This is a genomic window from Vibrio sp. ED004, assembly GCF_023206395.1.
Classification (GTDB): domain Bacteria; phylum Pseudomonadota; class Gammaproteobacteria; order Enterobacterales; family Vibrionaceae; genus Vibrio.
In genome coordinates this window covers 1383250-1395665 of the sequence record NZ_CP066149.1, presented here as the reverse complement: position 1 = coordinate 1395665, position 12416 = coordinate 1383250, and the positions used below count along the sequence as shown (strand labels likewise).

The following is a 12416-nucleotide window of genomic DNA, read 5'->3' as shown; positions in this document are numbered from 1 at the left end:
CAGATAAAAGTCGATCACAATGCAATTTGCGTTATGATGCCAATAACATATTAATAACTTTTGCTTAAATTCTTGTGGCCTTGCCACCGTTTAGCCCTCAAAGGAATGTTTCAAAGGAATGAGTAATACTCCCTCGACAGACAAAGTCGTGCCAAAGGTGTTGATCATCTACGCGCACCCAGAGCCGCAAACTTCTATTGCCAATCAGATGATGATTAAAAAGATAGAGTCGCTCGGTCATGTCAAAATTCATGATCTCTACGCCATTTACCCAGACTTCTTCATCGATGTCCCTTATGAGCATGAATTACTTCTCGAGTACGATGTGATTGTGTTTCAGCATCCTCTGTTTATGTATTCCTGTCCCTCATTATTAAAAGAGTGGTTTGACCGCGTATTGGGCAAAGGTTTTGCGTTCGGTGAACAAAGCGCGCTTAAGGGTAAACACTGGCGTAGCGTTATCACAACCGGTGGTAAAGAAGAGGCGTTTGGTGCCGCAGGCTATAATAAATATCCATTACAAGAGATCTTGCAACCATTCGAACTCACCGCTGCTTTGTGTCAGATGAACTGGATATCACCATTGGTTTTACATTGGGCACGAAATGTCTCGGATATGACGCGTTACCAACACGCTGAAGCTTATCGAAACTGGTTACGAGACCCGCTACAAGAGATAGGAGCGAATGATGGCTCTGACTAATGATTTTTTGCAAAGTAGCGTTATATTTCTAGCGGCTGCTGTAGTCGCGGTTCCTATCGCGCAGCGAGCTGGCTTGGGCTCAGTATTGGGTTACCTTCTGGCAGGTGTTGCTATTGGCCCATGGGGGCTTGGTTTAATCAGTGATGTAGAGGCAATTCTGCACTTCTCCGAATTCGGGGTAGTACTGCTGCTCTTCCTGATTGGCTTAGAGCTAAACCCTAAAAAATTGTGGCAGATGCGGGCACCAATTCTCGGATTGGGTGGCGCGCAGGTGCTAATTACCACTCTGATTATTACCGCCATCGCCTGCATGTTTGGTTTAACTTGGCAAACGAGCTTGGTCATAGGTATGGGTTTAGCCCTATCTTCGACCGCGATTGCCTTGCGTGTCATTGAAGAGCGAGAGCTCGGTGGTAAAGAAGCGGGGCAGTCTGGCTTTGCGGTGTTACTTTTCCAAGATATTGCAGTAATCCCTATGTTAGCGATGTTGCCTCTGCTTGCGGGTAATACCGGCGGTAGTTGGGCGGACATGTTATGGATGCTAGGCGGAGTAATTGGTTTGCTTGTCGGTGGTCACTTCTTGTTGAGACCGTTATTCCGATACGTAGTCATGAGTGGCGTGCGTGAATTGTTCACCGTTGCAGCGCTGTTATTGGTAATTGGTATTGCTGTCATCATGCAGCAGATCGGTTTATCGATGGCACTCGGTACATTCTTAGCGGGCGTACTTCTGGCGGAAAGTGAATATCGACACGAGCTTGAGATCGCGATTGACCCATTCAAAGGGCTATTGCTTGGTCTGTTCTTCATCTCGGTGGGGATGGCGGTGAACTTAGGTTTACTTGCTGAAAGCCCATTCGCGATACTGATTGCTGTTTCTGCATTGGTCGTATTGAAAGGCTTAGTGCTGTATGCGCTGGCTCGTATCTTTGGTACTCAAGCAAAAGCGCGTAGCCGAATGGCGATGATTCTCAGCCAAGGTGGTGAGTTTGCTTTCGTTATTTTTACCGCAGCGAGTGCTCAAGGCATCTTAAGTGGCGAACAAGTATCGTTCTTACTGGTGGTTGTGAGTTTGTCTATGGTGACCACGCCATTGATGCTCAAGCTGCAAGACCGATTCTTTGCTCGTCAACTGAATCAAATCAGTGAGAATGCGATGTCTTCGGATGTGGTCGATCGCAGCCCTCGAGTGATCATTGCAGGCTTTGGTCGTTTCGGTCAGATCATTGGCCGATTGATGTATGCCAACAAGATTCGAATTACCGTCCTTGAGAGTGATGCCAGCCAAATACACATCCTGAGAAAGTTCGGCTACAAGGTATTTTACGGTGATTCAACACACCTAGAACTGTTACGCGCAGCAGGTGCTGACAAAGCGGAAGCCATTGTGTTGTGTACTGACTCTCCTGATGAAATCATGAAAACCGTCGATTTGTGTAAGCAGCACTTCCCACGCTTAAAAATCTTAGCGCGTGCACGAAGCCGTGTTGAAGCGTATCAATTACTTAACCACGGTGTGAGCAACTATTCCCGTGAAACCTTCCTTGGAGCTCTCGATTTAGGTCGTCAAACATTGACCGAACTTGGCATGCACCCATATAAAGCGAAGCGAGCAGAAGCACATTTTAGGAAGTTGGATAATGGTATGCTGAAAGAGTTGCTTCCTCAGCATAACGAGGATGCCGAGTTAGCCCAAAGAGCAAAAGAGGCTCGTAAAGAGCTTGAAGAGATCTTTGGACATGAGATGGAAAACGATCACCAATCTCGAAACTATTGGCAGTAGCTAGAGTGAATAGCTAATAGCTTGAGCATAGAAATAACAGTCTATAGAACCAATCTAATAATAAACGCGGTCTCTGCTTAGCCTTTAATAAAGCTAGAGCGGAAGAACCGCGAATCCAGAGTAGTAAAGGATATCAACGTGAAACAGAAAAAACGCTTTATCGCAGGGGCGAGCTGCCCAAGCTGCAACACTCAAGACACGCTTCGCTGGTGGGTTGAGAATAATATCGAGCTGGTGGAATGTGTCGATTGTGACTTCACAGAGCAACGTAAACCGAAAACTGTAGAGAAATCTGAACACGCAAATCAAGAAATGATCGGTATTTTTAAGCCAGAATGATTGAGTTTCGTTAATTGATCCCCATAATATCCCGGTACAGAATTTTTCCTAAGCTCAACTGTTCGAGCTTAGTCCAAACCTCCTTGGAGCTCTCATGAAAATTGAAAAGAACGTAGTAGTTAGTGTTGCATATCAAGTGAAACTTGAAGATGGCGTAGTAGTTGACCAATCAACTGCAGAAGCTCCACTAGATTACCTTCACGGTCACAACAACCTAATTACAGGTCTTGAAAAAGAGCTTGAAGGAAAAGTTGCTGGTGACAAGTTCTCTGCAACTGTTACTCCAGAAGACGCTTACGGCGAGCACAACGACGCTCTAGTTCAACGTGTTCCTGCTGACGTATTCCAAGGTGTTGAGCAAATCGAAGTTGGTATGCGTTTCCTAGCGGATACTGACCAAGGTCCAATCCCAGTAGAAGTAACTGAAGTAGACGGCGACGAAGTTGTTGTTGATGGTAACCACATGCTAGCTGGCCAAACTCTAACGTTTGACGTTGAAGTGGTAGCGGTTCGTGAAGCGACTGAAGAAGAAGTTCAACACGGTCACGTACACCAAGAAGGCGGCTGTGGCAGCCACGGTCACGATCATGACCACGAAGGCGGTTGCTGTGGTGGCGAAGGCCACGACCACGGTGAAGAGAAAAAAGACGGCTGCTGCGGCGGCGGTAGCTGTGGTTCTCACTAAAACCGATTAGCGGTTTAGATTAAGAATCTTGAAAGCCTCCCTTGTGGAGGCTTTTTTCGTATTAGCGCCGAGCTTTTTGCGCTTGGCTTTTAATCTACTGAACTAAGTATCCGTAAAAAGTTTAGTTTTCGCTATCAGACATCGAACCGTGGATGTGATATTGATAGGCACAACATTATAAGACGACATCAGTGGAGAGTTCGCATGTCACAACCTTTTTCAATTGCCATTCATGGTGGTGCGGGAACCATCTTGCGAGAGCAAATGAGCGATGAATTAAAAACGGGTATTACTGAAGCTTTAGAGAAATCGGTTCTGGCTGGTTATCAAGTACTGCAATCGGGCGGTGATGCTCTGGATGCGGTAGTGGCATCCGTTAAGGTGATGGAAGACAGCCCTCATTTCAATGCTGGTAAGGGCTCTGTTCTGACTCATGATGAATTTGTTGAGATGGATGCGTCTGTGATGCACGGCCGTGAAATGGATGCAGGTGCGATTGCTGGTGTCCGTCATATCAAAAACCCGATTGAACTTGCACGTGATGTGATGCTGAAAAGCGACCACGTACTATTGATTGGTGAAGGGGCAGAGAAGTTTGCCTTTGAACATGAGTACACCTTCACTGAGCAAGATTACTTCTTTACTGAGCGTCGCTACGACCAACTTCAATCAATGAAAGAGAAAGGTATCTTTGCTTTGTCGGAAGCGAAGTACGACGAGCAACATGCCGAAAAATACCCAGACGACAAAAAGTACGGCACGGTTGGCGCGGTGGCGTTAGACCAAGCGGGTAACCTAGCCGCTGCGACAAGCACTGGCGGCGTGACCAATAAGAAGTATGGTCGCGTTGGTGACTCTCCAATCATTGGCGCAGGTACTATTGCCGAGAATGGTAACGTTGCGGTTTCTACTACCGGAATGGGCGAGTTCTTCTTAAGAAAGATGGTTGCCAGTGATGTAGCGGCACGAATGCGTTATCTCAAAGAAGATGTGCATATCGCTTGTGAACACATCATCCAGGGTGAGCTGAAAACCATGGGTGGCGAAGGTGGCTTGATAGCGATTGATGGCCAAGGTGATATCCACTTCGGCATGAACAGTTCAGGGATGTATCGTGCTAGTGTTGATACTGACGGGCGTGTAGAAGTGAAGATTTACGCCGATGACTAAACCTTTGATGGCTTGGTTCTAAATAGCAAAGATAAAGAAAGGGCGACAGAGAATATCTGTCGCCCTTTCTTTTTATTCGTCATCAACAAGCATTTGGATAGCTAACACATTCAATGGTTAGCGGGCTTTGGTTGATTTGAAACGCGTTTAGTAGTGTGGCGGTGGCGTTTCTTCTGATGCGTCAGCCAAGTTTGAACCATCAATGTTCTTCACTTTGCCGACTACATACTTCATTTGGTCTTTCATCTTAGTGATCAACATCTGTTGCTGGCTAAGCGCTTCATTGAGTTCTTCAATGGTTTGTTCTTGGAAAGCTAGCTGACATTCTAAGTCATTCACGCGGCTTTCTAGTTGTTCAACTCGCTTTTCTGTCATCGTTCTTAATCCACATTCCAAGCTTGGGCTATGCCCGCAGAGGTGCCCGATATCACACGGTTCTTATCATCAAAGGCTGCATCATACACTACCGCACGGGGAGGGCGAGCATCTTTTAGTGGCTCGGCATCGTGACGAGAAATTCGTTTGCCGTCTTGGGTATTCCAAACGCTGACTTGGCTCGACGGTGTCCCCGTGACCAACATACTGCCATCATCAGAAAAACGTGCGCTAGAGAAGATCAGCTGACGCGACCAACTCTGCAGCTGTGCTTGAGGTTCGCCAGTTTCAAGATCCCAAATCATCGCTTGGTTACCGCCATCAGAGGTAAAAGCCAGTTCACCATCGCGCTGTAGCGCAACTCGTACTACTCTTTGTTCATGCTCAAAGGTACGTAATACCAAGCCTGACTCGGTATCCCACAGGTACGCTTTATAGTCGTTACCGCCTGATAATGCGTAGCGACCATTGGAAGAAAGGGAAACAGAATTAACTTTTTCTCGGTGAGCAAGGAACTCAAGACGGCGTCCGGTGACTAAGTCCACATAGATCGCTTTGCCATTAGACAGGCCAAGCAATACTTTTTCACCATTGCTAGAGATATCGACATCGCGAATTAAGCCATCGGAGATAGACCATAGCCCTTCAGCTTGTGTCCAAGATAGGTCCCAAACGGCGAAGTTCATCTGGCTTGCGGTAATGGCAAAGCGGCCATTGTCCGAGATACGGATACGCGATACTTGGTTTTCTAATTGATCTTGTGGACCGAGTTGAGCTAACTCTTTGTTTTCGGCAAGGTCCCAAAGCAGCAGTTGTTTTTGCTGAGAGTAGAGCAGGGCGAAGCGTCCATCTCTGCTAAGGGCAAAGCTGGTGGCACCATTGGGTTCAATTTCCCAACGTTGCTCATCATCTTGGAAGAAAAAACATCCATTTAACAAGGTGATGACAATTGTACATAGCAATGAGTGGAAAAATATTCGCATCACATCTAATAATCCGGTTTGTGTCGAAAGACATATGACTAGTATATTGTTATAACTAACGTATTCACACCAATCTAATCATTAGATTTGTGCACAATAACCAATGGCTTGGCCATTAATTGGAGAATTCAATGAAATCAGTTTTAAAAGTATCACTGCTTGCCGCAACGGTTATGCTAGCAGTTGGTTGTCAGAAAGAAGAACCAAAGGCAGAAGCTCCACAGGTTGAAGAAGTTAAAGTTGAAGCAGTAAACTTTAAAACAGAAGACGACAAAGCGGCATACGCAATCGGCGTATCTTTCGCTAACTACCTAAGCACAAGCATTGATAAGCCAAGCGAGCTAGGCATTAACCTAGACAAAGATATGGTTCTTCAAGGTATCGAAGACGTATTCGCAGAGAAAACTGCACTGAACGAAGAAGAAACTCGCGCAGCTCTAGAAGCTCTAGACAAGCGTGTTGCTGAAACTATGCAAGCACAAGCAGCAGAGAAGTCAGCTGAAACTAAGAAAGCAGGTGATGACTTCCGCGCTGAGTTCGCAAAGACTGAAGGCGTAGAGCAAACTGAATCTGGCCTACTTTACCAAGTAATGACAGCTGGCGAAGGCGCTTCTCCAAAAGACACTGATACTGTTCAAGTACACTACAAAGGTACGCTAACAGACGGTACTCAGTTCGACAGCTCTTACGACCGTGGCGAACCAGCAACATTCCCACTTAACCGCGTAATCCCAGGCTGGACTGAAGGCGTACAACTAATGAAAGTTGGTTCTAAGTACAAGTTCGTAATCCCGCCAGAGCTAGCATACGGTGAGCAAGACACACCGACGATCCCAGCTAACTCAACGCTAGTATTCGAAGTTGAACTACTAAAAATTGATAACGCTGAAGCAGCTCCTGCACAGTAATATCGATTAAAAACCTCGTACTAAAATACGTTGATTGAATAAAAAGCCTAACTTTGAGTTAGGCTTTTTTTATGATTTGAGGCTGAGTATTTGATTTTTAAACTTGTTCTAAATCACTAGTTGCAATGTTAGCTAGGTGTGCAATTAAAATTTTCTGATAAACTTACATAAATTTGTTGATTTTTCACACGAAGGTAAGGAATAAGTGACTACTACAGAAACAGTCAATGCAGATGTGTTACTTGAAATGGAATCAGTCCACGTTATGCCATTCAGTGAACACGATAAAATCATTCTAAGATCTTATGAGGCCGTTGTTGACGGTATTGCGAGTCTTATTGGTCCGTTTTGTGAAATCGTTTTGCACTCATTAGAAGACCTCAATACTTCTGCGATTAAAATTGCCAACGGCGAGAATACGGGTCGTCAGGTTGGTTCGCCGATCACCGATCTTGCATTGAAGATGCTGAAAGATATTGAAGGTTCTAAGCGTAACTTCTCACGTTCATACTTCACTCGCGCGAAAGGCGGTGTGTTGATGAAGTCGATCACGGTTGCTATCCGCAATGGTGAAGACCGAGTGATTGGCCTGCTGTGTATTAACGTCAACCTAGACGCGCCATTCTCACAAGTGCTGCAATCATTCATGCCTACGCAAGATGCAGACGAAGCCGCATCATCGGTTAACTTCGCAAGCGACGTTGAAGAGCTTGTCGACCAAACGGTTGAGCGCACTATTGAAGAGATCAATGCCGATAAATCAGTATCGAACAATACTAAGAACCGTCAGATCGTGATGGAGCTATACGACAAAGGTATTTTCGATATCAAAGACGCGATTAACCGTGTTGCTGAACGCTTGAATATCTCTAAGCACACCGTGTACCTATACATCCGCCAACGTAAAACAGAGGATGAAGAGGGTTGTTAAGCTATACACTCTTAGTCAATGGATCTGTCTATGGTTCACAGTCAGCAAGAAGTGCTTACCAGTTTGCCGTGGCTCTGATTAAACAGGGCCACAAACTTCACAGTGTATTCTTCTATCAAGATGGCGTCAGTAATGGCTCCGATCTCACCGTACCTGCTAACGATGAATTCGATTTAGCTTCTGCTTGGCAAAAGCTAGCGGATGAGCACGATGTTAGCTTGGAAACGTGTGTGGCAGCCGCGTTAAGACGTGGTGTGGTTAGCTCAGACGAAGCAGAGCAACACCAATTAAGCGCATCTAACTTAGCGTCAGGGTTTACTCAGGCCGGGTTAGGGAGCTTATCGGAAGCGCTACTCACGCAAGATAGGGTGGTACAGTTTTGAGAAAATTAGCCTTTATATTTAATAGTTTTCCTCATTCTACCGCTGCAGGTAGGGAAGGGTTAGACGCATTACTTGCCGCTTCTGCTTACAGCGAAGATATCGCCGTGTTCTTTGTTGGCGATGGCGTGACACAGCTTATCAAAGCTCAGCAGCCCGACGAAGTCCTATCACGCGACTACATCTCAGCATTCAAGCTTATGGACCTGTACGATATCGAACAGGTGTATGTTTGTCAGCGTAGCCTGAGTCAGTTTGGTCTTTCGACAGATAACCTGTTGATTGATGCAACCGCCGTTGAAGCCGATGAGTTAACGCAGAAGTTAGCTCAGTGCCAACAGATACTGACTTTCTAGGGGACGCTATGCTTCATATCGTAAAATCAGTCGACAAACTTAAACTCGCATTAACCTATTCGCAACTGCAGGATCAGTTCTTGTTAGTTGAAGATGCAGTGTACGTTTGCCTTCCAAATCATGAGTTATTCACTCAAATCATTGCAGTTGAGCGAGTGTCGGTATTAAAACCGGATCTTGCAGCTCGAGGTCTCCAAGAACTTGCCTCCGATATCGTTCCGCAAGTGGACTTCGACGGGTTCGTTAAACTGACGGTTTTAAACGACAAATCAGTCACTTGGTAGCTGTGTTTTATCAGTTTGGTTAAAACTAGACCATCCTGAGCTCTAGACGGCTAAAAAAGATCTGTATATTTCTTGACACACCTCCCACTGCTGAATAGAATTTTGCGTCCCTAATTACGACTTGTGATTAGGGATAGATTTTTCACAAAGCTTACTTTCAAGTAAATTTCAGGAGCTAGTTAATGGCAACTATTAACCAGTTGGTTCGCAAGCCTCGTGTAAAGCAAGTTGTTAAAAGCAACGTGCCTGCACTAGAAGCGTGCCCACAAAAACGTGGTGTATGTACTCGTGTTTACACTACTACACCTAAAAAACCTAACTCGGCACTACGTAAAGTATGTCGTGTACGTCTAACTAACGGTTTCGAAGTAACTTCGTACATCGGCGGTGAAGGCCACAACCTACAAGAGCACAGTGTTGTACTAATCCGTGGCGGTCGTGTAAAAGACCTTCCGGGTGTTCGTTACCACACTGTTCGCGGCGCACTTGACTGTGCTGGCGTTAACGACCGTAAACAAGGTCGTTCTAAGTACGGTGTGAAACGTCCTAAGTCTTAATGCATTTTCTTTTTTAAAAGAAAGCGTTAAGTAAGGCCAAACACTATTTTATTTATTATTCTGAAAAGTTTTGGAAAAAACCTGAAGAAGACAACGGAGAATATCCATGCCACGTCGTCGCGTAATAGGTCAGCGTAAGATCCTTCCAGATCCTAAGTTCAAATCTGAATTGCTGGCAAAATTCGTTAACATCCTTATGGTTGACGGAAAGAAATCTACTGCAGAAAAAATTGTTTACACTGCACTAGATGCAATGGCTGAGAAGTCTGGTAAAGACCACTTAGCTGTATTTGAAGAAGCTCTTGAAAATGTTCGCCCAGCGGTAGAAGTTAAATCTCGCCGTGTAGGTGGTTCAACTTACCAAGTACCTGTAGAAGTTCGTCCGGTTCGCCGTAACGCTCTTGCTATGCGTTGGGTAGTTGAAGCTGCGCGTAAGCGTGGTGAAAAATCTATGGCTCAACGCCTAGCTGCTGAAATGCTAGACGCGTCTGAGAACAAAGGTACTGCGGTTAAGAAACGTGAAGACGTTCACCGCATGGCTGACGCAAACAAAGCGTTCGCACATTACCGTTGGTAATACCTTTTTAGTGCTGCAAGGTTCCTTGCAGCACTTCTTTAGTTCCTATGCTTATGCTAGGAACTATTGCTATTTCTAGGGCATGCACTTTTTAGCGAAGCATCGCTTTTAACGCATAATCTAGGCATAGCAATAGTCCCTAAGTCTCTAATAAGAGGATTCAACCGTGGCTCGTAAAACTCCTATAGAGCAATACCGTAATATCGGTATCGTTGCTCACGTAGATGCAGGTAAAACAACCACAAGTGAACGTATTCTGTTCTATACCGGTCTTTCTCACAAAATCGGCGAAGTTCACGATGGTGCAGCAACCATGGACTGGATGGAGCAAGAGCAAGAGCGCGGTATTACGATCACTTCAGCAGCAACTACTACGTTTTGGCGTGGTATGGAAGCGCAGTACTCAGACCACCGTATCAACATCATCGACACTCCTGGACACGTTGACTTCACTATCGAAGTAGAACGTTCTCTACGTGTACTTGATGGTGCAGTCGTTGTGTTCTGTGGCTCATCTGGTGTTGAACCTCAGTCAGAGACAGTATGGCGTCAAGCTGATAAGTACCAAGTTCCACGTATGGTTTTCGTTAACAAAATGGACCGTACAGGCGCAGACTTCTTGCGCGTAGTTGAACAGATCAAGGATCGCCTAGGCGCAACTCCTGTTCCAATTCAACTGAACATTGGTGCTGAAGAAAACTTCCAAGGTGTTGTCGATCTTATCAAGATGAAGGCAATCAACTGGAACGAAGCTGACCAAGGCATGACTTTCACGTACGAAGATATTCCTGCAGACATGCAAGAAATGGCTGAAGAATATCGTACAGAACTTGTTGAAGCTGCTGCAGAAGCAAATGAAGAGCTGATGGATAAGTACCTTGAAGAAGGTGAACTAACAGAAGCTGAAATCAAACAAGGTCTTCGTACTCGTACCCTTAACAATGAAATCGTACTAGCAACCTGTGGTAGTGCATTCAAAAACAAAGGCGTACAAGCTGTTCTAGATGCAGTAGTTGATTTCCTTCCTTCTCCAGTCGATGTACCTGCAATTAAAGGTATCGATGAAGACGAGAACGAAGCAGAGCGTCACGCGGACGACAAAGAACCGTTCTCAGCGCTAGCATTTAAGATCGCAACAGACCCATTTGTTGGTACTCTAACCTTCATCCGTGTTTACTCTGGTGTTGTAGAAAGCGGTAAAACGGCTTACAACTCTGTGAAGAAACAACGTGAGCGTTTAGGTCGCATTGTTCAAATGCACTCAAACAAACGTGAAGAAGTAAAAGAAGTACGAGCAGGTGACATCGCAGCCATCATTGGCCTGAAAGATGTAACCACTGGTGAAACGCTATGTGACCAGAACCATAAGATTGTTCTTGAGCGCATGGAGTTCCCAGACCCAGTTATTCAGATCGTTGTAGAGCCAAGCTCTCAAGCTGATCAAGACAAAATGACTATCGCTCTAGGTAAACTAGCAGCGGAAGACCCATCGTTCCGCGTTGATATGGATGCGGAAACTGGCCAGACACTGATTTCTGGTATGGGTGAACTACACTTAGATATCATCGTTGACCGTATGAAGCGCGAATTTAGCGTGAACTGCAACGTTGGTAACCCGCAAGTGGCTTACCGTGAAACGATTCGTGGTACAGCGAAAGCGGAAGGTAAATTTATCCGTGAACATGGTGGTAAAGGTCAGTACGGTCACGTATGGCTGAAACTAGAACCATCAGAAGCTGGCGAAGGCTTTGTCTTCGTGGATGAAATTGCCAATGGTATTGTACCGAAAGAGTTTATCGCTTCAGTTGCTAAAGGCGTTGAAGAACAGATGAACAATGGTGTACTTGCTGGCTATCCAGTTCTGGATATCAAAGCTACACTATATGATGGTTCTTACCATGAAACAGATTCAAGTGAGATGGCGTTTACAATCGCTGCCTCTATGGCTTTCAGATCAGGTGCACTTGAAGCGCAACCAGTTCTGCTTGAGCCTATGATGAAAGTTGAAGTAACTACTCCAGAAGACTGGATGGGTGACGTTGTTGGCGATATTAACCGTCGTCGCGGCATCATCGAAGGTATGGACGAGGGGACAGCTGGCCTGAAGATAATTCGTGCACAAGTTCCGTTGTCTGTCATGTTCGGTTACGCAACTGATTTACGTTCTGCGACACAAGGCCGTGCTTCTTACTCTATGGAGTTTAGTGAGTACGCTGAAGTGCCTAACAATGTTGCAAAAGCAATCATTGCAGAGCGTGGTTAAAAAAAAGGAAGGCATTTTTTTTCATTTTTTGAAAGAACAATGCGTCCAAATATTGCGCTAACGAGAGTTGGCGCATAAAATAGCAATTTCTGGCGCGTCTCGCTCAATAATGAACGTGGCGA

Annotated in this window: 15 protein-coding genes; 13 read left to right on the top strand and 2 right to left on the bottom strand. The window is 45.4% G+C overall.

What is annotated here, in order from left to right:
- The first annotated feature begins 118 nt into the window (after positions 1 to 118).
- From kefG to ITG10_RS06260, 5 genes are all read left to right on the top strand, one after another.
- Complete coding sequence (gene kefG, locus ITG10_RS06280; RefSeq protein WP_017632112.1) at positions 119 to 703, top strand: glutathione-regulated potassium-efflux system ancillary protein KefG; 585 nt, start codon at positions 119 to 121, stop codon at positions 701 to 703.
- The gene (kefB, locus tag ITG10_RS06275) at positions 690 to 2486 is read left to right on the top strand and encodes a glutathione-regulated potassium-efflux system protein KefB (protein ID WP_123297262.1); all 1797 of its coding nucleotides are present in this window, start codon (positions 690 to 692) and stop codon (positions 2484 to 2486) included. The genes kefG and kefB overlap by 14 nt, the downstream gene beginning before the upstream one ends.
- Before the next feature lie 138 nt (positions 2487 to 2624).
- Positions 2625 to 2825 (top strand): YheV family putative zinc ribbon protein, encoded by a 201-nt coding sequence (locus ITG10_RS06270; protein WP_017632113.1) that lies wholly within the window; start codon positions 2625 to 2627, stop codon positions 2823 to 2825.
- Between the two features lie 94 nt (positions 2826 to 2919).
- A complete protein-coding gene (gene slyD / locus ITG10_RS06265; RefSeq protein WP_123284307.1) occupies positions 2920 to 3510 on the top strand; it encodes a peptidylprolyl isomerase in 591 nt (196 codons plus the stop codon).
- Between the two features lie 204 nt (positions 3511 to 3714).
- Positions 3715 to 4680, top strand: coding sequence for an isoaspartyl peptidase/L-asparaginase (locus ITG10_RS06260; RefSeq protein ID WP_017632114.1), 966 nt, complete (start codon positions 3715 to 3717; stop codon positions 4678 to 4680).
- 147 nt (positions 4681 to 4827) lie between these two features.
- Here the strand turns inward: ITG10_RS06260 and ITG10_RS06255 are convergent, their stop codons facing one another.
- Together ITG10_RS06255 and ITG10_RS06250 are read right to left on the bottom strand one after the other, a co-directional pair.
- Positions 4828 to 5055, bottom strand: a complete 228-nt coding sequence (locus ITG10_RS06255; RefSeq protein WP_017632115.1) for a SlyX family protein — start codon at positions 5053 to 5055, stop codon at positions 4828 to 4830.
- 5 nt (positions 5056 to 5060) lie between these two features.
- Positions 5061 to 6038, bottom strand: a complete 978-nt coding sequence (locus ITG10_RS06250) for a hypothetical protein (RefSeq protein WP_176680929.1) — start codon at positions 6036 to 6038, stop codon at positions 5061 to 5063.
- A gap of 131 nt (positions 6039 to 6169) precedes the next feature.
- Between ITG10_RS06250 and fkpA the strand changes: the two genes are divergently transcribed.
- The 8 genes from fkpA to fusA all read left to right on the top strand — a co-directional run bounded on the left by fkpA (position 6170) and on the right by fusA (position 12294).
- Positions 6170 to 6946: an FKBP-type peptidyl-prolyl cis-trans isomerase gene (gene fkpA / locus ITG10_RS06245; protein WP_017632116.1), complete on the top strand. Its 777-nt coding sequence runs from the start codon at positions 6170 to 6172 to the stop codon at positions 6944 to 6946.
- Positions 6947 to 7151: 205 nt separating this feature from the next.
- Positions 7152 to 7877: a transcriptional regulator gene (locus tag ITG10_RS06240; protein WP_004729851.1), complete on the top strand. Its 726-nt coding sequence runs from the start codon at positions 7152 to 7154 to the stop codon at positions 7875 to 7877.
- Complete coding sequence (tusD, locus tag ITG10_RS06235; RefSeq protein ID WP_017632117.1) at positions 7871 to 8260, top strand: sulfurtransferase complex subunit TusD; 390 nt, start codon at positions 7871 to 7873, stop codon at positions 8258 to 8260. The genes ITG10_RS06240 and tusD overlap by 7 nt, the downstream gene beginning before the upstream one ends.
- Complete coding sequence (gene tusC / locus ITG10_RS06230; RefSeq protein ID WP_017632118.1) at positions 8257 to 8613, top strand: sulfurtransferase complex subunit TusC; 357 nt, start codon at positions 8257 to 8259, stop codon at positions 8611 to 8613. The genes tusD and tusC overlap by 4 nt, the downstream gene beginning before the upstream one ends.
- 8 nt (positions 8614 to 8621) lie before the next feature.
- On the top strand, positions 8622 to 8897 hold the full coding sequence (tusB, locus tag ITG10_RS06225) for a sulfurtransferase complex subunit TusB (RefSeq protein WP_017632119.1): 276 nt from the start codon (positions 8622 to 8624) through the stop codon (positions 8895 to 8897).
- Between the two features lie 182 nt (positions 8898 to 9079).
- Positions 9080 to 9454: a 30S ribosomal protein S12 gene (gene rpsL, locus ITG10_RS06220; protein ID WP_004737194.1), complete on the top strand. Its 375-nt coding sequence runs from the start codon at positions 9080 to 9082 to the stop codon at positions 9452 to 9454.
- A gap of 106 nt (positions 9455 to 9560) precedes the next feature.
- Positions 9561 to 10031 (top strand): 30S ribosomal protein S7, encoded by a 471-nt coding sequence (rpsG, locus tag ITG10_RS06215; protein ID WP_004737195.1) that lies wholly within the window; start codon positions 9561 to 9563, stop codon positions 10029 to 10031.
- A gap of 166 nt (positions 10032 to 10197) precedes the next feature.
- The gene (fusA, locus tag ITG10_RS06210) at positions 10198 to 12294 is read left to right on the top strand and encodes an elongation factor G (protein ID WP_017632120.1); all 2097 of its coding nucleotides are present in this window, start codon (positions 10198 to 10200) and stop codon (positions 12292 to 12294) included.
- Positions 12295 to 12416 lie beyond the last annotated feature (122 nt).